At 70.7% G+C, this 22,363-nt stretch carries 21 protein-coding genes; 15 read left to right on the top strand and 6 right to left on the bottom strand.

What is annotated here, in order from left to right; translation table 11 throughout:
* Positions 1–78: 78 nt before the first annotated feature.
* From AW272_RS06040 to AW272_RS05995, 10 genes are all read left to right on the top strand, one after another.
* Entirely contained in the window at positions 79–1,047 is a 969-nt protein-coding gene (locus tag AW272_RS06040) for an STM4015 family protein (RefSeq protein ID WP_157518376.1), read from the top strand.
* The gene (locus AW272_RS06035) at positions 1,044–1,994 is read left to right on the top strand and encodes an STM4015 family protein (RefSeq protein WP_157518374.1); all 951 of its coding nucleotides are present in this window, start codon (positions 1,044–1,046) and stop codon (positions 1,992–1,994) included. The genes AW272_RS06040 and AW272_RS06035 overlap by 4 nt, the downstream gene beginning before the upstream one ends.
* Positions 1,991–3,022, top strand: coding sequence for an STM4014 family protein (locus AW272_RS06030; protein ID WP_157518372.1), 1,032 nt, complete (start codon positions 1,991–1,993; stop codon positions 3,020–3,022). Before AW272_RS06035 ends, AW272_RS06030 begins: the two co-directional genes overlap by 4 nt.
* On the top strand, positions 3,019–3,816 hold the full coding sequence (locus AW272_RS06025; RefSeq protein WP_066362510.1) for an STM4013/SEN3800 family hydrolase: 798 nt from the start codon (positions 3,019–3,021) through the stop codon (positions 3,814–3,816). The genes AW272_RS06030 and AW272_RS06025 overlap by 4 nt, the downstream gene beginning before the upstream one ends.
* Positions 3,800–5,050 carry an STM4012 family radical SAM protein gene (locus AW272_RS06020; protein ID WP_066361659.1) on the top strand — a complete coding sequence of 417 codons (1,251 nt, stop codon included), beginning with the start codon at positions 3,800–3,802 and terminating at the stop codon, positions 5,048–5,050. The genes AW272_RS06025 and AW272_RS06020 overlap by 17 nt, the downstream gene beginning before the upstream one ends.
* On the top strand, positions 5,047–5,886 hold the full coding sequence (locus tag AW272_RS06015; RefSeq protein WP_066361658.1) for an STM4011 family radical SAM protein: 840 nt from the start codon (positions 5,047–5,049) through the stop codon (positions 5,884–5,886). The genes AW272_RS06020 and AW272_RS06015 overlap by 4 nt, the downstream gene beginning before the upstream one ends.
* Before the next feature lie 64 nt (positions 5,887–5,950).
* Entirely contained in the window at positions 5,951–6,820 is an 870-nt protein-coding gene (locus AW272_RS06010; protein WP_066362509.1) for an ABC transporter ATP-binding protein, read from the top strand.
* Positions 6,817–7,572, top strand: coding sequence for an ABC transporter permease (locus tag AW272_RS06005; protein ID WP_066361657.1), 756 nt, complete (start codon positions 6,817–6,819; stop codon positions 7,570–7,572). Before AW272_RS06010 ends, AW272_RS06005 begins: the two co-directional genes overlap by 4 nt.
* A gap of 22 nt (positions 7,573–7,594) precedes the next feature.
* Complete coding sequence (locus AW272_RS06000; RefSeq protein ID WP_066361655.1) at positions 7,595–8,272, top strand: response regulator transcription factor; 678 nt, start codon at positions 7,595–7,597, stop codon at positions 8,270–8,272.
* Positions 8,269–9,693: a sensor histidine kinase gene (locus tag AW272_RS05995; RefSeq protein WP_066361653.1), complete on the top strand. Its 1,425-nt coding sequence runs from the start codon at positions 8,269–8,271 to the stop codon at positions 9,691–9,693. Before AW272_RS06000 ends, AW272_RS05995 begins: the two co-directional genes overlap by 4 nt.
* A 63-nt stretch (positions 9,694–9,756) precedes the next feature.
* Here AW272_RS05995 and AW272_RS05990 read toward each other — a convergent pair whose 3' ends face one another.
* The 3 genes from AW272_RS05990 to AW272_RS05980 are packed head-to-tail and all read right to left on the bottom strand — an operon-like array spanning position 9,757 to position 11,538.
* A complete protein-coding gene (locus AW272_RS05990) occupies positions 9,757–10,836 on the bottom strand; it encodes a DUF6745 domain-containing protein (protein ID WP_066361652.1) in 1,080 nt (359 codons plus the stop codon).
* The gene (locus AW272_RS05985) at positions 10,836–11,132 is read right to left on the bottom strand and encodes a DUF8820 family protein (RefSeq protein WP_066361651.1); all 297 of its coding nucleotides are present in this window, start codon (positions 11,130–11,132) and stop codon (positions 10,836–10,838) included. The genes AW272_RS05990 and AW272_RS05985 overlap by 1 nt, the downstream gene beginning before the upstream one ends.
* 34 nt (positions 11,133–11,166) lie before the next feature.
* Positions 11,167–11,538, bottom strand: a complete 372-nt coding sequence (locus tag AW272_RS05980; RefSeq protein ID WP_066361650.1) for an STAS domain-containing protein — start codon at positions 11,536–11,538, stop codon at positions 11,167–11,169.
* 216 nt (positions 11,539–11,754) lie between these two features.
* On the opposite strand from AW272_RS05980, the gene AW272_RS05975 reads away from it, so the two are divergent.
* Complete coding sequence (locus tag AW272_RS05975) at positions 11,755–13,008, top strand: PP2C family protein-serine/threonine phosphatase (protein ID WP_066361649.1); 1,254 nt, start codon at positions 11,755–11,757, stop codon at positions 13,006–13,008.
* Positions 13,009–13,025: 17 nt separating this feature from the next.
* Here AW272_RS05975 and AW272_RS05970 read toward each other — a convergent pair whose 3' ends face one another.
* Positions 13,026–13,733, bottom strand: coding sequence for a YqjF family protein (locus tag AW272_RS05970; RefSeq protein WP_066362508.1), 708 nt, complete (start codon positions 13,731–13,733; stop codon positions 13,026–13,028).
* Positions 13,734–13,861: 128 nt separating this feature from the next.
* Here AW272_RS05970 and AW272_RS41825 point away from each other — a divergent pair, with 128 nt between their 5' ends.
* The 4 genes from AW272_RS41825 (at position 13,862) to AW272_RS05955 (ending at position 19,142) form a co-directional block, all read left to right on the top strand.
* A complete protein-coding gene (locus AW272_RS41825; protein WP_066361648.1) occupies positions 13,862–14,305 on the top strand; it encodes a CBS domain-containing protein in 444 nt (147 codons plus the stop codon).
* Positions 14,306–14,354: 49 nt separating this feature from the next.
* A complete protein-coding gene (locus AW272_RS05960) occupies positions 14,355–18,035 on the top strand; it encodes an FHA domain-containing protein (protein ID WP_066361644.1) in 3,681 nt (1,226 codons plus the stop codon).
* Between the two features lie 269 nt (positions 18,036–18,304).
* Positions 18,305–18,742 carry a hypothetical protein gene (locus tag AW272_RS41820; protein WP_157518368.1) on the top strand — a complete coding sequence of 146 codons (438 nt, stop codon included), beginning with the start codon at positions 18,305–18,307 and terminating at the stop codon, positions 18,740–18,742.
* Between the two features lie 190 nt (positions 18,743–18,932).
* Positions 18,933–19,142 (top strand): hypothetical protein, encoded by a 210-nt coding sequence (locus AW272_RS05955; RefSeq protein WP_066361642.1) that lies wholly within the window; start codon positions 18,933–18,935, stop codon positions 19,140–19,142.
* Between the two features lie 207 nt (positions 19,143–19,349).
* Here AW272_RS05955 and AW272_RS05950 read toward each other — a convergent pair whose 3' ends face one another.
* Positions 19,350–20,675 (bottom strand): S41 family peptidase, encoded by a 1,326-nt coding sequence (locus AW272_RS05950; RefSeq protein WP_066361640.1) that lies wholly within the window; start codon positions 20,673–20,675, stop codon positions 19,350–19,352.
* A gap of 138 nt (positions 20,676–20,813) precedes the next feature.
* Complete coding sequence (locus tag AW272_RS05945; protein ID WP_066361639.1) at positions 20,814–22,298, bottom strand: glycoside hydrolase family 10 protein; 1,485 nt, start codon at positions 22,296–22,298, stop codon at positions 20,814–20,816.
* Positions 22,299–22,363: the final 65 nt, after the last annotated feature.

The following is a 22,363-nucleotide window of genomic DNA, read 5'->3' as shown; positions in this document are numbered from 1 at the left end:
TGTCCCCGACTGGCAGGGCGGGGCTTATGTGTCGGTTAGCGAGTGATTTGTCTGTGCGTTCTGATAGGAACGTGGCCCATGTTGACAATCCTCCCGGAGAACATCCGCCCCAATCCGTGGGACCTGTACGACGAGCGCTACGCCGGTCTTGACGTCTTCGTCTTCCCCCCGGACGACGACGACGAGAAGCTCCCGCCCGCCGGCACGGTGGCCTGGCGGATCGCCGAGCCCGAGGCGTACGACGCCGAGGACGGCGCCTTCGCGGGGACACTCCAGGTGTTCCTCGACCAGGTCGCGGTCGAAGAGGTGCAAGCGCTGGTCATCGGGTGCTGGGAGCAGGCGTACGACACCGACTCGTCGGTGATCGTCAAGATGCTGAGCGAGAACGCGAGCCGCTTCCCGGCGCTGCGGGCGATCTTCCTCGGGGCGATCCAGTCGGAGGAGGCGGAGATCTCGTGGATCCAGCAGTCCGACGTCACCGCGCTGCTCACCGCCTTCCCCAAACTGGAGCGCCTGGAAGTGCGCGGCGGCACCGGCCTAGGCCTGTCCGCGGTCCGCCACGAGGCCCTGCGGGTGCTGCGCTTCGAGACCGGCGGCCTGCCCGCCGAGGTGGTCCGCGCGGTCGCCGGGTCAGACCTGCCCGCCCTGGAGCACCTCGACCTGTGGCTCGGCATCGACAGCTACGGCGGCGACTCCACGATCGACGACCTGGCCCCGATCCTGGCCGGCGACCACCTGCCCGCGCTGAAGCACCTGGGCCTGCAGGACAGCGACAACCAGGACCAGATCGCCGCCGCCGTGGCCGCCGCCCCGATCGTGGCCCGACTCGACGTGCTGTCGCTCGCCATGGGGACCCTGGGCGACGAGGGCGCCGAGGCCCTGCTCAGCGGCCAGCCGCTCAGCCACCTGAAGGTCCTCGACCTGCACCACAACTACGTGACCGACCCGCTGGCCGAACGACTGCGCACGGCGGTGGGCGACGCCGAACTCGACCTGAGCGAGCGCAAGAAGCGCGACGACTGGATCTACGTGTCGGTGGCCGAGTGACCCAGCCGATCTCCCTCGCGCTGCCTTCGCGACCCGAGGACGCCGACGCCTACGAGGGCCACTACGCGGGCCTGCCGACGGTCGAGCTCGACGTCGCGGGAGAGCGGCGACCCGGTGAAGTGGCCTGGCGCCTGTCCTTCTGGCCGGAGAAGGACGGCCTTCCGACCGACCTGGACTCCTTCTTCCAGCAGGTCGCCACCGAGGAGGTGCGCGCCCTCGTCGTCAGCTGGAACTACGACAGCTCCTCCCGGCCGATCATCGAGAGACTGGCCGCCGAGGCCCACCGGCTTCCGGCGCTGCGCGCGATCTTCCTCGGGGCGATCCCGCAGGAGGAGAACGAGATCTCGTGGATCAACCAGAGTGACCTCACCCCGCTGCTGACCGCGCTCCCCGACCTGGAGCGCCTCGACGTCCGTGGGGGATCACACCTGGAGATCTCCCAGGTCCGGCATGAGAAGCTGCGCATGTTCCGGGTCGAGAGCGGCGGGCTCCGCAGTGGGTTCGTCCGCGGCGTCGCCTCGTGTGAGTTTCCCGCCCTGGAGCATCTGGAGCTGTGGCTCGGCGTCGACGAGTACAACGGCGACTACGCCGTCGACGACTTCGGCCCGATCCTGACCGGCGACAACCTGCCCGCCCTCCGTCACCTCGGACTGCAGGACAGCGACCGTCAGAACGACGTCGCCGTCGCCGTGGCCACCGCCCCGATCGTCGCCCGGCTCGACACCCTCGCCCTGTCGATGGGCACGCTGAACGACGAGGGCGCCGAGGCCCTGCTCAGCGGCCAGCCGCTCACCCACCTGCGGCGCCTCGACCTGCACCACCATTACCTCACCGACGCCATGATGGCCCGCCTGGGCTCGGCCCTCGCCTCGGTCGATCTCGACCTCGACGACCAGGAGACCCCTGACGAGGAAGACGGCTGGATGTACACCGCGGTGAGCGAGTGATCGTCGTCGGCACCCCCGGCGACCGCCGCGCCGACCTGTTCGGCGCGGCGGCCCGGACCCACGGCCTGGGCGAGATCACCGTGGTTCCGTGGACCCACGTGCTGACCGGAGGACCGCTGGAGTTCTCCGGTCTGGTCCGCGTCGACTCACCCGGCGAAAGCTCTGAGGCCGACACGTTGCTCCGGGGCGCGGGCGACCCGGCCAGGGCCGGGGGAGGGGCGACCTGGTACGCCCGCTTCATGGCCGGGCTCGGGCGCGTCGCGTCGGCGGGCGGCGAGTTGCTGGCCGACGTGGCCGAGATCGCGACGATGTTCGACAAGCGTCGCTGCCATGCGGTTCTGGAGGAAGCGGGCATCCCCGTACCCGGCGGCACGACCGTGGGCTCCTACGAGGAGCTGCGCGAGCAGATGGCCTCCCGGTCGTGGCCGAGGGTGTTCGTCAAGCCCGCCCACGGCAGTTCGGCGTCGGGCGTGATCGCCTTCGAGACCTCCGGCACCCGCCTGCGGGCCGTGACGTCGGCCACGGAGGACCTGCGGAACTCGCTGGCGGTGAAGACGTACAGAGACGAGAGAACCGTCTCCCGTCTGGTCGACGCGCTGGCCCCCGACGGGCTCCACGTCGAGCGCTGGTTCCCGAAGGCCTCGGTGGCGGGCGGCTGTTTCGATCTGCGGGTGGTGACGGTGGCCGGGCGGCCGACGCACGCGGTGGCGCGGGTGAGCCGGGTGCCGATGACGAACCTGCACCTCGGCGGCGAACGCGGTGATCTGGGGGCGATCCGGGGACGGCTGGGCGACCGGTGGGACGAGGCGATGGACGTCTGCGCCCGTACCGCCGCGTGTTTCCCCGGCAGCCTGATGACCGGGGTCGATCTGATGATCGGCACCGACTGGCGCTCGATGGCCGTCGCGGAGGTCAACGCGTTCGGCGACCTGCTGCCCGGTTTGGGGGCCCTCGACGGGAGCGGGCTGACGACCTACGAGTGCCAGGCGAAGGCCATCGCGGCGGGGTGGCGATCGTGCGCGACATGAACGCGATCGTGGGGACCCACGACATCCTGCTCGTCACCCTCGACACGCTGCGGTACGACGTCGCTCAGCGGCTGATGGACGAGGGGCGGACGCCTGGGTTCGCCTCCTATTTGACCTGGGAGAAGCGGCACAGCCCGGGGAGTTTCACGTTCGCGTCGCACGCCGCCATGTTCGCCGGGTTCCTCCCCACGCCGGTCACGCCGGGGCCGCACGACCGGCCGTTCGCGGCGGCCTTCCCCGGGAGCGCGACCATCGCGCCGGAGACCTGGGTCTTCGACGCGCCCGACCTGCCGGCCGGGCTGGCCCAGGTCGGCTACCGGACCGTGTGCGTCGGCGGGGTGGGGTTCTTCAACGGGTTGAGCCCGCTCGGGTCGGTGTTGCCGGGGTTGTTCCAGGAGAGCCACTGGGAGTCGTCGTTCGGGGTGACCTCGCCTTTCGGGTTCGAACGGCAACTCGATCGGGTGGAGGAGGTGCTCGGTGACGTACCCGACCCGGTTTTCCTCTTCCTGAACGTCGCCGCGATGCACCAGCCCAACCGCTTCTACCTGCCCGGCGCGGTGGACGACTCCATCGACTCCCACGCGGCGGCGCTGGAATACGTCGACCGGCACATCTCCCGCCTGTTCGACCTGATGACCCGCCGCCGCCCGTGCTTCGTGATCGTCTGTTCCGATCACGGGACCGCCTACGGTGAAGACGGTCATGTGGGACATCGGGTCGCGCACGACGTCGTCTGGACCGTCCCCTACGCCGAGTTCGTCCTCGACCGGAGCTCCGATGATCAGTCCGTATGAGAGTTACGTCTACGCGTACCCGCACAAAACCGCGTACCGCCCCCTCGATCCCCGCCCCGACCTGACCGAGGTCTGGCGCGGCGAGAAGGCCGGGTCGTTCTACGCCCACATCCCGTTCTGCGAGATGCGCTGCGGCTTCTGCAACCTCTTCACCCGGACGGGCGCCCCCGAAGAACTGGTGGCGGCGTTCCTCGACGCCCTGGAACGCGAGACCCTGGCGTTGTCGGACGCCGTCGATCCGGCGTTCACGACGGCGGCGATCGGCGGGGGCACCCCCACCTATCTGAGCCCGTTCGAGCTCAGCCGCTTGTTCGACATCACCGGCAAGCTCGCGCCCTACGGCACGATTCCGCTGTCCGTGGAGACCTCCCCGGCCACGGCGACCGCCGACCGCCTGGCCGTGTTGAAGGAACGCGGGGCGACGCGGATCTCCATCGGGGTGCAGAGCTTCATCGACGAGGAAGCGCGCTCGGCGGTCCGGCCGCAGAAGCGCGCCGAGGTCGAGCAGGCCCTCGACGCGATCCGGTCGACGGGTTTCCCGATCCTCAACATCGACCTGATCTACGGCATCGACGGCCAGACGGCGGAGTCGTGGCTCCACTCGCTGAAGACCGCGCTGCACTGGGCCCCCGAGGAGCTCTACCTCTACCCGCTCTACGTACGTCCCCTCACCGGCCTCGGCAAGATCGGCCGCGACTGGGACGACCAGCGGATGGAGCTCTACCGCGAGGGCCGCGACTTCCTGCTGTCCCAGGGCTACGAGCAGGTGTCCATGCGGATGTTCCGTCTGCCGGGCACGGGAACGTCCACCGACTACTGCTGCCAGACCGACGGCATGGCGAGTGTGGGGTGCGGCGCGAGGTCGTACACGAGCACCCTGCACTACTCGCACGAATACGCGGTCGGCGCCCGCCACGTCCGCACCATCATCGACGACTACGTGCGGCGCGACGACTTCACCCAGGCCCTGATCGGCTTCACCGTGCCGGAGCCGGAACAGCGCCGCCGCCACACGATCCAGAGCCTCCTCCAGAAGGACGGCCTGGACCTGGGCCTCTACCGAGACCGATTCGGCGCCGACCCCGACGTCACCGCCGTCCCCGACCACTGGCTCGTCCGCGACGACCGCACGCTGCGCCTGACCGACGAGGGGCTCGCCCACTCCGACTGGGTCGGACCCGCCCTGTTCTCGGACGAGGTGCGCACCCTCATGGCCGCCAACCACGCCCGATGACCCATCTCACGATCCTCTACCGGGGCCCGCTGGCGAGCTGTGACTACGACTGCGCCTACTGCCCCTTCGCCAAACGCCGCGACACCCCCGAGCAGCTCCGCGCCGACAGGGCCGCGCTGCTCCGCTTCACCTCATGGACGAAGGATCAGGACCACGACCTGAGCGTCCTGTTCACGCCGTGGGGGGAGGGCCTGGTCAGGTCGTGGTACCGCGAGGCGATGGTCGAGCTCAGCCACCAGGCCAACATCCGCCGCGTCGCCGTCCAGACCAACCTCAGCACCCGCACCACCTGGCTGGACGCCGCCGACCCCGGAAAGCTGGCGCTCTGGGTCACCTACCACCCGACCCAGATCACCTACGACCGCTTCCTGGCCAAGGTCACGGGGCTGAAGGTCCGCCACAGCGTCGGCGTGGTCGGCGACCCCGCGCACCTCGACGACGCCCGCCGCCTGCGGCAGGACCTGCCCGCCGGCACCTACCTGTGGATCAACGCCGAGGAGGGCCGCACCTACACCGACGAGGAGGCGGCGCGGTGGCAGGAGATCGACCCGCTGTTCCGCTACAGCCGCTTCCCGCATCTCAGCGCGGGCCAGGCCTGCCGGACCGGCGACACGGTCATCTCCGTGGACGGTGACGGCACCGTCCGCAGGTGTCATTTCATCCCGACTGTGCTGGGAAATCTCTACGACGGCACGTTCCGAAGCCGGCTGGGCCCGAAGGCGTGCCCGAAGCTGGAGTGCGACTGCCACATCGGCTACGTCCACCTCGAACCGACCGGCCTGTACGACGTCTTCGCCGGCGGCATCCTCGAACGCATTCCGGCGGGACGGCTCTAGCCGTCACAGATCTCTCACAGAACCGCTCAGAAAGCCCGCAGCCGGGCGGCGCATGCTCGGCCGCATGATCGAAGTGAGCGGACTGAGCAAACGCTACGGCGACGTCATCGCCGTCGACGACCTCACCTTTGACGTCAAACCGGGCGTGGTGACCGGTTTCCTCGGCCCGAACGGCGCCGGCAAGACGACCACGATGCGGATGGTCCTCGGCCTCGACGCCCCCACTTCGGGGCAGGCCAGGGTCCACGGGGCCCGGCTCGCGGACCTGCCGGAGCCGATGCGGGCGGTGGGGGCGCTGCTGGACGCGGGGGCCGTGCACCCCCGCCGTTCGGCCCGCGACCACCTGCGGTGCCTCGCGGTGAGCAACCGGCTGGCGCGGCAGCGGGTGGACGAGGTGCTCGACCTGGTCGGGCTGACAGCCGTGGCCCACCGGCACGCGGGCGCGTTCTCGCTGGGCATGAAGCAGCGCCTCGGGCTGGCAGCCGCGCTGCTGGGCGATCCGTCCGTGCTGATCCTGGACGAACCGGTCAACGGGCTCGACCCCGAGGGCATCGTCTGGATCCGAGGGCTGGTCCGCCGGCTCGCGGCCGAGGGGCGGACCGTCCTGGTCTCCAGCCACCTGATGGCCGAGACGGCGGTGACCGCCGACCGCCTGATCGTGGTGGCGCGCGGACGGCTGATCGCCGACACGACCGTCGAGGCGTTCGCCCGCCCCGACGGGGTCCTGGTGCGCACCCCGGAGGCTCGCCGGTTCGCGCGGGTGCTCGTCACCGAAGGCGCCTCGGGTGTCGATCCCGCCGGGGACGAACTGGTCGTCCAGGGGATGAGCGAGCGGCGGATCGGTGAGCTCGCCGCCGCGGAAGGAGTCGTCCTGTACGAGCTCACACCCCGCCGCGCGTCCCTGGAAGAGGCCTTCATGGAGCTGACCCGATGATCGACGCCATCCGCTCGGAATGGGCCAAGACGTGGTCGACCCGCTCGACCTGGTTCACCGTCGCCCTCATCGTCGCGCTCGGCGGCCTGTTCGCCCTCCTGTTCGGCTTCGCCGCGGCGGCGGAGCACGCGCGTGACCCCGCCGCGTTCGGCCCCGAACCGGACTTCCGCCCGCTGATCTTCGTGCAGGTCGCCGTCGGCTACCTGGGCCTGCGGATGTTCACGATCGAACATCTCACCCAGACGATGGCGCTGACCCTGACCACGGTGCCGCGCCGGGGCCGGGTGCTGGCGGCCAAGGCCGTCGTCTGCTTCGGCGTGACGCTGGCGGTGGGGACGGTGACGGGGCTCGTGGTCGTCTTCGTCAACCGGGCCGTGCTGACCTCGCAGAACATGCCCGTCACCGCGCTCACCGACCCGGGCATGCTCCGGGTGCTGGCCGGGCCGGGGCTGCTGCTGGCCCTGCTCGGGCTGATCGGCCTGGCCGTCGGCGCCCTGGTGCGCAGCACGGCCGGAGCGCTGATCATCACCATCGTGATCGGGGTGTTCGTCCCGGCGATGGCCTCGCTCTACCCGGAGTGGCTGGCCCGGCTCATCCTGAGCTACCTGCCGATCACGGCCGGACTGCGCCTGCTCAGCCTGGACGGCGACCCCGACCTGCCGGGCCCGTGGGCGGGCATCGCCGTGACCTGCGCCTGGGCTGCGGTTCTGCTGGTCACCGCGTACGCGGTGTTCCGCAGACGGGACGCATGATGTGAGGGACAAAGGGGGCACGATGGAGCGGCTGCTGGTCGTCGACGACGAGCCGACGGTACGTGAACTGCTGTCGGCGACCCTGCGTTTCGCCGGGTTCGAGGTGAGCTCGGCCGCCACCGGCACCGATGCCGTCGAGGCGGTCCGGGTGCTGCGGCCCGATCTGATCCTGCTCGACGTGATGCTGCCGGATCTGGACGGCTTCCAGGTCGTCCGCCGACTGCGCGACCTGGCCAGACCACCGGTGCCGGTGCTGTTCCTCACCGCCCGCGACTCCCCGGCCGACAAGGTCACCGGCCTGACCCTCGGCGGCGACGACTACGTCACCAAGCCCTTCGACCTGTCGGAGTTGCTCGCCCGCATCCGCGCGATCCTGCGCCGTACGGGTGTACCGCACGCCCACGCGGTGGTCGTGGGCGACCTGGAGGTCGACGTCGAGGGCCACCATGTTCGGCGGGCCGGGGTGACGGTCCGGCTCTCACCCACCGAGTTCCGCCTGCTCAGCTACCTGGCCGACCACGCGGGCCGGGTGGTCTCCAAGACCTCGATCATCGAGGACGTCTGGCAGTACGACTTCGCCGGCGACACCAGCATCGTCGACACCTACGTCAGCTACCTACGCAGAAAACTGGAAGCCACCGGCCCCCGACTCATCCACACGGTCCACGGCGTCGGCTACGTCCTGCGCGAGTCCCGATGACCTGGCGGCGCAGGTCCCTGCGCGCCCGGCTGCTGCTGATCACCTGTGCGTTGCTGGCGGCCGGGCTGCTTTTGAGCGGGTCGATCGTGATCGGGCTGCTCAGGTCGGGTCTGGTCGACCGGGTCGACACCCAGCTCCGGGTGTTCGGCGGCATCATCGCGGTCATGCCGCCCGAGATCACCTCCCGGGCGCCCGCCGACCGGCTGGCCGGCAACGCCCTTTCCACCAACCTCGACCTGATCAACCGCCTCTACCTCGCCGAGATCGGCCCCGATGGCGAGGTCGGCTCCGAGGTGCGTCTTCCGACCGGCCCCGGCGGTCCAGAACTCCCGTCTCGCCTGGACGGCAACCCGTTCGAGGCGCGTGACTCGGCGGGCGGCGCCGAATGGCGGGTGCTCGTGGTGCCACGCGCGCGGACCGGGACCTCGGTGGTCGTGGCCGCCTCGCTCGACGCGGTGCAGGCGACGGTCGCCCGGCTGCGGATCACCTACGTCATCACCGGGGCCGCTCTGCTGGCTCTGCTCACGCTGGCCGGATGGTTCGCGATCAGGGCGGGGCTGCGTCCGCTGCGGACCATCGAGGAGACCGCCGCCGCCATCGCCTCGGGGGACCTCGGCCGGAGAGTGCCGGACGCCGCCCCCGACACCGAGGTCGGCCGCCTGTCGGCCTCGCTCAACGGCATGCTCGGGCAGATCGAGCACGCCTTCGCCGCGCGCACCGAATCGGAGGCCCGGCTGCGGCGGTTCGTCGCGGACGTCGGCCACGAGCTGCGCACCCCCCTCGTCGGCATCAAGGGCTTCTCCGAGCTCTACCGCATGGGCGGCCTGACCGAGGTCGGCCCGGCGATGGCCAGGATCGAGAGCGAGGCCGGACGGCTGGCCCGCCTCGTCGAGGACCTGCTGCTGCTCGCCCGCCTCGACGAGGGCGGCGACGCCCTGCCGATGGACCTGGCACCGATGGACCTGCGCACCCTGGCCGCCGACGCCCGCCTCGACCTGCGCGCCCTGGCCCCCGGCCGCCCGGTCGAGCTGACCGGCCCCGACGACGGGCCGCCCGCCTCGGCGCCCGTGCTCGGCGACGAGGCCCGGCTGCGCCAGGTGGTGACGAACCTGGTCGGGAACGTGGTCGCGCACACCCCCGACGGCACCCCCGTGCGCATCGGCGTCGGAACGAGGGACGGCGAGTCGGTGCTGGTCATCGAAGACAACGGCCCCGGGCTCACCGCCGAGGAGGCCCACCGGGTGTTCGACCGCTTCTCCCGCGCCGACGCCTCCCGCAGCAGGTCGGGCCCCGGCGGCGCCGGACTCGGCCTGGCCATCGCCCGCTCCCTGGCCACGGCCCACGGCGGCCGCCTCGACCTGCGCACGGCACCCGGCGAGGGAGCCACCTTCACTCTGGCGGTGCCAAGCGGTCCGGCCTGAGACATGGTGCGGAGCCCCGTGGCAGACCTGAGACACGGCTGGTGATCTTTCCCGAGCCCCGGCTCAGGTCTCCTTCTCGGGCTGGTAGTCCTCTTCCTTCACCCCGAACGTCCAGGCCACGCCCTGCCGGGCTCGCTGCACCCACGGCGGCACCCGCAGGAAGTAGGTGCGGAACGTGCCGTCGGGTTCGGCGGTCGAGTTGACCACCTCGACCGTCACCACGTCTTCGTCGTCGGGCAGGCCGATGCGCCACAGGATGCCCGTCTCGTCCTTGTGGATCGGGGTCGCCCCCGAGTCGGCCAGGTAGCGGTCGAAGCCGAAGTGTTCCAGCATGACCCGGCGCAGCTCGGCGTTCTCCTCGGCGCGGATGCGCTCGGGGGTCAGGCCGGCCATCGACGCGACGAAGCCCTCGGGCACCGGCATGCCGTGCCAGGCCTCCAGCGCGAACCCGTCGGAGAAGACCAGCGCGGGGCCGTCGGACCGGTGGAGGCGGCCCGGCTCGTCGCGGTGCAGCTCGATCGGGCGCTCGCAGATGATGGCCACGTCGGCGTAGGGGAACCACCAGCCCGCGTGCCGGGAGACGCGCGCCAGCCCGGCCAGGCCGGGGGCGTCGTCGAAGGCCGACAGCCAGGCGGCGTCGTGCTGGCCGAGCACCGCGTCGAGCGCGGCCTGGCGCAGGAGGTCACCGGCCTCCTCGCCGCCGAGCACCGACAGGCCGCGGCGGATCTCCTGGACGACCGTGTTCACCCTCGGCCACAGCAGCCCGCCGGTCGACTCCCACATGCGCGCCCACCCGGCCCCGCCGGCCTCGCGCAGCACGTCGGCGCGGGCCCACTCCCAGGGCTGGGTGCGCACCTCTTCGCGGACGGAATGACCGAGAGGCTGGGTCAGCAACGCCGCCGCCGACAGGATGAGCGACCCCAGGCCGGCCTTGTTCAGCGCCTCGACGGCGGCCTCGCCACCGTGGTGGATGGCCGCGGCGGCCGACGCGACGACCGGCGAACCGGCCCACAGGATCACCGAGGGCGCGGCCAGCCCGGCGGCGGCATAGGCGTCGCGGACGCCCGCCTCGGCCTCGGCCCGGTCGCCCGGACCGGTGGCGAACGCGACGTCGGCCCAGGTCATCATGGTCTCGACGCTCATCAGTCGGCCACCACCCGGAACGAACCCGGCACGTATTCACGCTGGCGAACGATCCGGAACCAGCCCTTGGGCAGCGGGATCGTGGCGTGCTCCTCGTGGACCAGCCGCCCGCCCTCGGGCAGGTGGAGGTAGCCGCGGTAGAGGGTGCCCGGGCCGTGGAGCGCGTGGGCGTGGCCGGTGGCCTCGCCGAGGGCCAGCACGATGCGGCCCTTGGCGTCGCGCGGTTCGGCGGCGAGACCGGGAGGCACCGACGCCTCCGGCACCGGCATGATCAGGATGTCGCCCTGTCGGTACATGACCAACCTTCCGTGTTCGGGGGTTGATCAGAAACTAACGACCGCCACCGACATTTCCGGGCCCCTGCCGCCGGAGTCCGGCCAGGGCCTCCTCCAGGGAGTCGTACAACTCGAAGAGGTCGGTCAGGCAGGTCAGCTCCAGCCGGTGGCGCAGTTGGGGGCGGGCGCCGGCCAGGACCAACCGGGTGCCCCTGGCTCTGGTGGCCTTGACCGCCCTGACGATCATGCTGAGTCCGGCCGAGTCCCAGAACCTGACCTCCGACACCTCCAGGATCAGAACCGACGGTGCGGGAGGGGTGAGCACGTCCTGGACGTCGGCGTCCAGGGCGGGCGTCGTCGCCGCGTCCACGTCTCCGGACAGGTGCATGACCGCCAGTCGCCCGGCGGGTTCTCGTGAGGGTTCCATGGCATCAATGCCTTCCTCACCCGCTGATCAGCCGGGCGCGTGCTTCGAGTGGCTGAATCGGACTGCCGGGCGTCACCTACCCGGCAGAACACGTCTAATCTGCGGGATTCCGCGTCGGCGGGGTGAGGTACGGTCAGAGCGGCTGGTGCCAGATCGAGTCTGCGGAGGAGGGCTGTGCCCGGCACATCGGTTGTCCGTTTCAAGGGACCTCAGGACATGCCTCCCGAGTTGTCCGATGCGGCACGCCTGGCCGCGGTCCGCGCCACCGGGCTGCTCGACACGCTGCCCGACCCGACCTTCGACGACCTGGCCGCGCTGGCGATCTCCGTCACCCGGGCGCCCATGGCGTTCATCACGCTGGTCGACGAGCGGCGCTCGTTCTGGAAGAGCGTCCTCGGCCTGGGGGAGCTGACGCCGGAGCAGCGGCAGAACGCCGCCGAAGAGAGCTTCTGCCACCTCGTCGTGCAGGACGACGGCCCGCTCATCATCACCGACGCGCCCAACGACGAGCGGGTGAACGACATCTCCTCGGTGACCTCGATGGGCATCGGCGCCTGGGCCGGTTATCCGATCCACTCGCCCGACGGCCACGTGCTGGGCACCCTCTGCGTGGTCGACACCGTCGCGCGCGACTGGACCCCCGGCCAGATCAGCGCCCTGGCCACCCTCGCCCGCTCCGTCACCGGCGAGATCGCCCTGCGCGACGCCCTCGGCCGGATGACCCGGCAGGCCGCGACCTCGGCGGCGCTGGCGCGCACCCTTCAAGACAGCCTGCTGCCGCCCGTCCTGCCCAACCCGCCGGGCGCCGACGCCGCGGCCGTCTACGTCCCGGCCGGCACCGACACCGTCCTCGGCGACTTCTACGACCTGTTCCAGACCGCCCCGTCGCGGTGGTGCGCGATCGTCGGCGACGTCTCCGGGCACGGCCTGGAGGCCGCCAAGCTCACCGCGCTGGCCCGCTACACCGTCCGGGCCGACGCCCACAACCACGTCTCCGCCTGCAAGATCCTCGACCAGCTCAACAGCGCGCTGATGGCCCAGCGCACCGCCACCATGCAGTTCCTCACCGCGGCCTGCCTGGTCTTCCGCGTCCGCGGCGGGGACATCAGCGGGGTCCTCAGCACGGCCGGGCATCCGTCGGCCCTGTTGCGCCGGGCCGGCGGCGGCATCGAGGAGATCCGGTCGGCGGGGTCGATGCTGGGCGCCTTCGACGACCCCGACCTGCGCAACACCCACTTCACCCTGGGCCCCGGCGACATGCTGCTGCTCTACACCGACGGGGTGACCGAGGCGCACCGGCGCGACGACATGGACCTGTTCGGCGACGACCGCCTGCTCGACACCTTCGCCGCCTGCGCGGGTCTCGACGCGACCGGCACGGTCGACCACATCCGCCAGACCGTCTTGGCCTTCACCGGCGGCCACACCGTCGACGACATCGCCGTGTTCGCCCTCGGTGTTCCTCTCTGATCAGAGTGCCTGTCTGATCAGGCCGGGCACCAGCGCCACCGTCCGATGCGGACGGGAACCCCCGTGGAGGTGTGCGCGAGCGGTTCACCCGTGGGGGCGGTGAGACCGCCCGCCTGGAAGAGTCCCTGGTTCAGCCGCAGGATGCGGGCGCGGCGAAGCCGCCACGGCGGGTGTTCGACCTCGGCGGTGGCCAGACGCCCGGCGACCACGGTGAACAGCCGGTAGCGCTCGACCAGGAAGTCGGTCAGCTCCTCCGGGCCGGCCAGAGGCGCGCCGATCTCGATGTCGACGTCGGCCCGCACCCCGGCCTGGCCGGGCGGGTGGCGCCGGCTGCGGTAGGCGATCCGGTCGGTCGCCACGTGGACCGACATCCTGGACCAGTAGTAGGGCAGCCGGAACCCCGCGCGGGCCGCGGCCACGGCGGGCAGGCGGCTCGCGTCGAGGGACAGGAACCACAGCCCGCTGCGCCCCTGTTCGTCGCGCACGTAGGTGCGCACGTTGGTCTCAGGGAAACGCGACAGCCACGGGATGGCCGGCAGGCCGGGCGGCCGGACGTCTTCCATGAGGAACGGGGTGAGCGCGACCCAGGCCGACCCGTCGTGCCGCTCGGCGGTGAGTCCCGGCGGAAGCAGCGCCTGGATCTCGGCGGCGGGATAACGCCAGTGCACGAAGGTGATGTGCGACCACCTCTGGTGCATCAACGGCCGGGCGATGTGGGTGGCCATGTCGACCACATCTATCACGCTCTGACCGGGATCCAGCGGATCTGATGGCTCCTGCATGTCAGGGCCTTGGAGTGCTATACACCCGATCTGCGCCGATTTATGCTCCCTGCAGATCACACGGAGGTGGCGTGCTCGTCAGCGACGTCATGACAGGGTTTCCCGCTCACATACGGCTCGGCGCGACCATCCGGCGCGCGGCGGAGGTCGTCAGCGTGTCGGAGGTCGGCCAGCTCATGGTCCTCGACCATGACGGCAGGTTCGTCGGGACGCTGGCCGAAGAGGACCTGGTCCGGGCGATGCTGCCGAGCTTCGGCGACGTCACCGCCGGCGGCGGCACGCTCACCGACGCCTTCCGGCTCTTCCTGGAGAAGGGCCGCACCCTCGCCGATCGGGTCATCGACCCCCTGGTCGTCCGCGACACGGCGACCGTGCGACCCGCCGACGAACTGGCGCGGGCCGCGATCGTGATGATCGAGCGGGGGATCCGCAGGCTTCCCGTGGTGGACGACGGCGCCCTCGTCGGCACGCTGTCCCGGGCCGATCTGTGTCGTGCGGTGATCTACCATTCGTGAACTTCGGCTGACCGTCACCGATCGGCACACCCGGGCGACCAACGACCGGGTGTGCGTCCTGCCCGTCACCCTCGGCCGCGACTCGGGTCTGGCGGCGGTGGTCCTGGACGACAGCGCCGTCTCACGGCGCCATGCGCGGCTGGAATCCGGAGCCGACGGCCGTCTGGTGCTCACCGATCTCGGCAGCTCCAACGGCACCTTCGTCAACGACGCCAGGATCACCCGGCACGTGATCGCGCCGGGGGATCGCGTCCGCATCGGCCGATATGAGCTGACCTGGACGTTCATCGACCCCGACCGGACGACGTCCATCGCCCTCGACCAGCTGACCATGCTGCGGCCGGTCGGGCCGCAGCGCGTGGCCGCGCGGCGGGTGGTCGAGGCCGCCGAGGCGCACAACCGGCGGGTGGGGCACGAGCTTGACGGGTTCCTGTCGATCGAGCACGGGTTCCTGCCGGCCGAGCAGCCGCTGCTCGCCTTCCCGGACTCGCACCGCGCCTGGGACGAGATGACCGCCCGGCTGCCCGAGCTGTTCCGGCGGCTGACGCTGCGCCGGGCGTTCGACGCGATGCCGGTGCTCGACGCGCGGCCCGAGGCGCTGCCCGAGCGGTATCTGCTCCGCGCCTCGACGATGCTCGGCGTGTTCGCGCACGCCTACCAGTACATGGCGGCCGATCCGCCGAACGCGCTGCCCGAGTCGCTGCTGCGGCCGTGGACCACCGTCTCGCGGCGGCTGGGCAAGAAGGTGCCGGCCGTCTCGTACATCGACCTGTTCTTCTACAACTGGCGGCTGCGCGACCCCGCCGGGGCGCGGGCACTGGACAACATGGACCTGCTCGTGCCGACCTGGGACAACGCCGCGGAACGCGTGTTCTACCTGGTCACGACCGAGTTCGCGATGGGCCTCACGCCGGTGCTCGGAGCGATGATCGAGGCGCAGGAGGCCGTCGTCGCCGACGACCCGGCCGCGCTGGAGCGTTCCCTGCTGGTGATCCACGACCAGCTGCGGTACGTCACCCAGGTCGTCTATCCCCAGATCGACCCCAACCCGCGCGGCCGCCACCCCCTCGACCAGGTGCTCTGGGCCAAGACGGTCGGCACGGCGGGCGTCCCCATCTTCGACGGCGCACCCAGCCCGAGCGGCACCGCCCAGCCGCAGGTCCACGCACTGGACGCCTTCCTGGAGCGCCGCGAATACGGCTCGATGGTCGGCCAGCAGAGCACCTACCTCGCCGGCTTCTTCCCCCGGCACTGGCAGGAGCTGGTGGCCGCGCTCCGCGAGGTGTCGGTCCGCCAGTACGTCGAGGACACCCGCGACAGCACCCTGCGCGGCGTCTACAACGCCATGCTCGACGCCTACGTGGGCGACCGGGGCTGGATGGGGCTGCACCGCATCAAGGCCTACGGCTTCCTGGAAGTGGCCTTCAAGGTCGGCCGCCAGGTCACCACCGGCGCCCGCTTCACCGGCCTGTTCAAGGACCGGACCTGGGACAAGGTCGACGCCGAACTCGCCACCGTCCGAGAGGAACGCCGCCCCCCGGTGGGCGCGCCGGTCGTCTACGGCACCGCCCGCAGAGGCCGGGTGGTCACCGGAGAGTCCGGCTCCTGGACGTGCTACCTCGACCTCGACGTCACCGGCCAGGGCGTCCACCACCTGCCCGGCGACCGGGTCGGCGTACTGGCAGAGAACGACGACGAGCTGGTCCGCCGCACCGTCACCGCGCTCCAGGCCGACGGCGACGAACTGGTGCCGCTCACCCCCGAGTGGCGGGCGGCGGTGGCCTCCCGGGCCGGTTACGGCGACGTCGACGTGCTGCCCCTGCGCACCCTGCTGCGCTTCGCCAAGATCAGGCCCATCGGCCGCGAGGTGGCCAAACGCCTCATCAGGCTGACGGCCGCGGGCGCGTGGCAGCGCGTCGTGGACGCCCGCATGGAAGACCAGTGGGAACTGTGGGACGTCCTCAATCTCCTGTACGCGGGCGGCCATGACGTCACCCGCCTGTGGAAGGCCGACCTCCACGAGCCCGACGCGTTCTGCCGGGTGATCGCGCCCGAACCCTTCCGCCTCTACTCGATCGCCTCGGCCCCGCCCCCCGGCGAGGCCGCCACGACGCTCCGGCTGGTGGTCGCCGGTCTCGACTACACGAGCGCCCGCACGCCCTGGTCCTACCCCCGCGAACGGCGCGGCACGGCCTCGCACTTCCTGCGCCGGGCGAGTCTGGAAGGCCGGCGCAAGCTGTCGCTGCGGATCGTCTCCACGCCGCGCTTCCGGCTGCCCGCCGACCCGGGCCGCCCGATCGTCATGTTCGCGGCGGGGTCCGGCATCGCCCCCTTCCTCGGCTTCGTCGCCGCGCGCACCGGACCGGGGGAGAACCGCCTCTACCTGGGCATCCGGACGCCGGAGGAGTTCGTACAGCACCAGGAACTGAACGCCGCGGCGGCCGAGGGCCGCCTGCGCCTGTCCACGGCGTTCTCCCGCGCGGACGCCTCGGTCACCTTCGACGGCGAACGGCACGTCGTCGGGGCCGGACGGCGGCGCCGGGTCGACGACGTGATCCGCGCCGAGGCCGACGACCTCAACGACCTGCTCGACCGCGGCGCGCACGTCTACGTGTGCGGGAGCGCGAACTTCGCCGTCTCCGTCATCGACGCGCTGACCTCGATCGTGCCCGGCGACGGCCCCGAGTTCCTGCGCCGGCTGACCGCCGAGGGACGGCTGAGCCAGGACGTCTTCACCACCTACCTGGGCCACGCGCAGCAGGGCCCCCGCTTCGAGGTGTCGGAACTGGCCCGGCACACCACCGCCGAGGCGGGCTACTGGATGGCGATCGGCGGCGCGGTCTTCGACGTCACCGAGTTCCAGCACCTGCACATCGGCGGCCCGCACATCGTCCGCAACCACGTCGGCCTGGACGCCACCGCCGCCTACCGGAAGGTCCTGCACCACGCGCACGCCGAGATCGACGCGCAGCTCGCCATGTACCAGATCGGCCATCTGCGGCGGCTCGACTTCGGCGCCCGGTGGGGCGTGGTGCTGACCGAGGAAGGCCTGCGCGCGCTGCCGCTGGAGGAGCTGTTCCGGACCTGGGTCCGGTTCGTCTACCTGGTGGTCGGCATGGAGAACGCGCTGTCGGCCGACTACGGATTCACCACGACGACCACCACATCGGGCGAGGACCCGGCGGAACTGACCCCGTTCAAGGCCCAGTACGTCGTCGAGGCCCACCGCCGGTTCCTGGTCAGCTACCTCGACGGCCTGCTCGGCGACGACCTGCGCACCCTGTGGCAGCGGACCGTCGGCTTCTGCGACGCCGACCGGGACATCCGGTCCTACGACGCAGATCTGGCCGCCATGGCCGAGCGCCCGGAGGTCCGGCTGGTCCGGAACTCGGTGTCGGCCGTCAAGGACCTGCTGAACTCCGGCGACGACGTCACGACCCTCTGCCGCACCTACGCCCACCACGACGTGCGGCTGCTGCGCGACCTGAAGGCGGCCGTGCTGACCGGCGTCCAGGCGTTCGAGGTCCACGAGGGCGAGGTCGTCGAACGCGCGGGCGCCACGCTGCTCGACGCGGTCAGCGCGGCGCTCGACGCGGTGGGGGCCTACTACCGGCGTCTCGCCGAACAGACCCGGGCCCGGGGGATCACCGCCGAGGACGCGGCCGAGGAGCCGATCCCGCCGGACAGGGGCATCCCGGGCCACGGCGGGCCGTTGCCGCTTCAGGGGTGATAGTTCCCTGGAAATCCCTTATATGAGCGAGTTGGAATTCCAGCTCGTCTGAAATATCAGTCCTGCGTCGGGGTTGTATCGGGGTAAGCCCTGATATCGGAAGTATGGTGTCCGCTCTACCGTCATTTCTGTAAGTCGGAAAGTTTCGGGCTTCCAATGAAATTCGGACAGTCTTATTCGAATTTGATAGGGAGATTGTAGCGCCGAAACTGCGATCAACAGAGAAATCTCGGCAGCTATCGGCCGAGGCGAGAGGCGGGAGGGGCCTTATGACGTACATCTTCGTCGCGCTGATCAGTATCATCGGCAGCCTGACAGCGATTCGTCTGTTTCGGGGATCCGGCACTGGGGTCGCCGACTATCAGTCGGCCTACCAGACGGCACCGGTCCTTCTGGACACGGCAACACGCACGGCGATCGGCTCCCACGTAGCTCACTGGGAGGCACCGAAGGTAAATATGTCCCTGACGATGTCGCCGAGCGGGGACCATACCTTCATCGCGCATGGCGACGCTGGGGCGGTTTATCAAATCGTTCAGTTACTGTCCCAGAGAAACGTCGGTGCCTTGCCGTATGTCATGGACAATGGATACGGACAGCCGGAGATCAGGGTTATTCCCCCTTATCAGATCCCGCCGCCGCCTCCTCCTCTTAGAGGAACATCCGCATACGGCTATGGCCGAAGCGGGCACCCGCACCCCAGATAAGGTCGCTTGGCCAACTGCATGGTGCCGAGTTCGGGTACTCATCCAGAGGTGTCGGCTGGGGGCCCTCACGCTCCCTGTGGTGTTCGCCGGATCGTCAACGGGCTGGCCTGGAATCTGATCACCTGGTACTTCGGCTTCCCGCTGTCAAGCGGACCGCTCAGGTGCGCTGGGCCTGGCGGCCGGGGTGGGCGTGGCCTGGCTGTTCACCCTGCTGGCCGCCGGTGCGGTCGGGGCCGTCGCCTGGGCGGCCGCCGACCTCATCGGCGGCACCGTGGGGGTCGGGGTGGTGTTCGCCGCGATGCTGCTGCTGTCGGGCCTGCTCTCCTGGGTCGCCCGCCCGGTGCACGCGGGCAACGTCAACGACGAGTGGACCGGCGGGCTCACGCCCGCCCGTGCGTGAAGACAAGAAATCATGGACTTGGACGTGCTCTGGAAGGTGCTCGTGGCGTCGCTGTTGGCCGGAGTTTGCTCGGCGGCGCTGTTCTCCCTGGCCCTGGTGGGTCTGTCGAGCGGCCGGGAGGCCGGTCGCGTCGGTGCGAGGGCGTGCCTGCTCCTCGCCGCCGCCGGGATCAGCCTCGGCCTCTACACCATGCTGGCCGGGGGACCCTCAGTCGAGCAGCGAAAGCGCCTTGCGCAGGGCGGGGTCGCGGCCGGTGGCCAGGTCCAGGGCGGTCGTGGGGGCGTGGTGGTCGGCGGGGACGCCGACGGTGTCGATGATCTCCTTCTTGGGGCCGAGGTGGCGTACCGACGGCAGGAAGATCGCGGTGTCGTCGTTCAGCAGCCAGGGAGAGGCGGGCCCGGAGACGGCGCCCGCCGTGCGGGTGCCGACGGTGGGGGCGATCCCGTGGTCGTGGACGGCCCCGCTGAAGTCCTCACACGCCGACGCGCAGCGCCGGTCGGTCAGCACGACGAGCTTCGCGCCGAGGAGAGGCACGCTGTCGTCGGTGCGGTTGGGGGTGCACGAGCCGTCGTACTTGCAGAAATAGCTGGTGACCTTGCCGTGCGCGAACGCGCCGAGCAACTTCACCACCTCCCTGGGGGAGCCGCCGCCGTTGCCGCGCAGGTCCAGGACGACGTTCTTGGGCCCGCCGCGCAGTGCGGCGATCACCTCGTCGGCGGCGCCCTCGTAGAAGCCGGGGAGCCGGACATACCGGGCGCCCGAGACGTCCTTGACCGACACGGCGGGCTCGGGACGGCTCATCGGCCCCTCCGTGAGCTTGACCGTGCGCACCTTGCCGGTCGTGGGGCGCTTCAGCCGGAGCGTGTACGACGGCTGCTGGACCTGCGTGATCAGCAGCGGGTTGAGCGTGTCGCCCACCCAGACGGGCACCCCGTCGATCGCCTGCACGATGTCCCCGGCCCGGACGCCGGCCCGGCCGGCGGGGCTGTCGGCGACGACATCGGTGATGAAGAACGGCGGCCGGGCCGTCGGATCGATCGCCGGTCCGCTCAGCCCGGACGCCCCGACGATGCCGGTGCCCACCGGCCCGCCCTCGCGCCGCGGCTCCGGCACCTCGTAATGGGCGTGGTTGTCCCGCAGCCCCGCGACCATGCCCTCGATGGCCGCCCGCAGCGCCACCGGATCCCCCGCGCCGAGCGTCCCGGCCGCGGCGGCCCAGTCGGCGTCGCGGTCCCCGGTCAGCTCGGGCAGCTGCAGGCCGGCGACGTCGACGCCGCGCTTCTGCAGGTTGCGGGTGTAGGAGGCGAACGCGTCCTTCAGCAGGTCCTGACTGCGCAGGCCCGGTCCGCCGTAGTAGTTGGCGAACACGCAGAAGTACGCCTGCCCGAGCGTGTCCACGCTCGTCGGGGGAGCGGTGGCGGGCGGCGGGCCGGTGGGACGGGTACACGCGGGAGGCGCGACGGAGGCCGCGGCCGGAGTGGCCGGGGTGATCAGGAACGCGGCGGCGACCGCCGCGGCCAGGATTCTCTTCATGCGGCCGACTGTCGCGTGCCCCGCGTTGCGTGACGGTGAACGCGATCATTAACGGCGCTGTAACCCCTGGGCCGATACGACGGCGCCGGTCCGGACGAGGATCGTCCGGACCGGCGCGGTGTCAGGGCTGGCTACTGGTTATGCGCGGGTCCAGCGCTGGTTGGCGCTGCCGTTGCAGCTGGCCACGGTCACCGTGCTGGAGTTGCCGGTGCCGCCGACGGCCAGGCACAGGTTGTTGGCCGCGCTGGTGACGGTGCCGTTGGAGTTGAAGACCCACTGCTGGTTGCTGTTGGTGTGGCAGTCCCACAGCTGGACGCGGGTGCCGGATCCGGCGTTGGTCGGGGAGTCCAGGCACTTGCCGAGGATCTGGAGCTGCCGGCCCGAACTGTAGGCGAACCGCTGGTTCGGGTTGGTGTGACAGTCATAGATCTGGAACAGGGTGCCGTTGGCGGTGGCGCTGTTCGGCGAGTCGACACATCGTCCCGCCCCCTCGTTGCGCAACCGGAAGGTCGCCCCGGGGCTGACCGTCGGGCTCGGGGTCGGCGTGGGGCTGGACGTCGGAGTCGGAGTCGGGGTGGTCGTCGGCGCGCCGTTCAGGGCGTTGAGCACCGCGGTGTAGGCGGGCTTCTTGTTGCCGCCGCTGAACAGCAGCGGGGTGTCGCCCGAGCGCCACGAGTCCTGGTCGCGGACGCCCCAGACGGTGATGCCGTTGCAGCGCGGGACGGCCAGGCAGTCGTTCACGACGGCGGCGTAGGTGGTCGCCGAGGCGCCCTGGATGTCGAGTTCGGTGATCTGCACGTCGACGCCGAGGGCGGCGAAGCTCGACAGGGTGGTGCGGAAGTTGGAGTTGTAGGGGCTGCCGCTGTTGAAGTGCGCCTGCAGCCCGACGCAGTCGATCGGCACACCACGCGACTTGAAGTCGCGGACCATGTTGTAGACGCCCTGGGTCTTGGCCCACGTCCAGTTGTCGATGTTGTAGTCGTTGTAGCAGAGCTTGGCGGCCGGGTCGGCGGCCCGTGCGGTGCGGAAGGCGACCTCGATCCAGTCGTTGCCGGTGCTCTGGAGGTTGGAGGACCGGCGAGCACCGGAGTTGCCGTCGTCGAAGGCCTCGTTGACGACGTCCCAGGCGTAGATGTTGCCGCGGTAGTGGGCCATCACGCCGTTGATGTGGTCGATCATCGCCTGGCGCAGGCTGGAGCCGGACAGCGACTGCATCCAGCCCGGCTGCTGGGAGTGCCAGGCCAGGGTGTGGCCGCGCACCCGCTTGCCGTTCTGCCGGGCCCAGTTGTAGACCCGGTCGGCGTTGGTGAAGTTGAACTGCCCCCGGTTGGGTTCGGTGGCGTCGATCTTCATCTCGTTCTCGGCCGTGACCATGTCGAACTCGGCGTTGGCGATCGAGGTGTACTGCGAGTCGCCGAGCTTGCTCGCGCTGATCGCGGTGCCGAAGTACCGGCCGCTCTGCTGGGCCGAGGCGCCCAGTGTGCTCGCGGCACTGGCGGGGGTGGACATGGCCACCACGGCCACACCGGCCGTGAGGAGGCCCACGGTTCCGATGACGAGAGCATTTCGGAAACCGGACGGGCGCCTGCGGCGTCCGCCGTCCGGGAGGGCATTGTCGATCATGCCTGGTCCTCCACTGGTGCATCGATCAGCAGGTGAGTGCTCGTCAGTCTGAGAAATGTTACGAA

This window comes from Herbidospora mongoliensis (genome assembly GCF_001570545.1).
In the GTDB taxonomy this organism is placed as follows: Bacteria; Actinomycetota; Actinomycetes; order Streptosporangiales; family Streptosporangiaceae; genus Herbidospora; species Herbidospora mongoliensis.
Note: the sequence above shows the minus strand (reverse complement) of the source record. Positions and strands in the feature narration are given on the sequence as shown.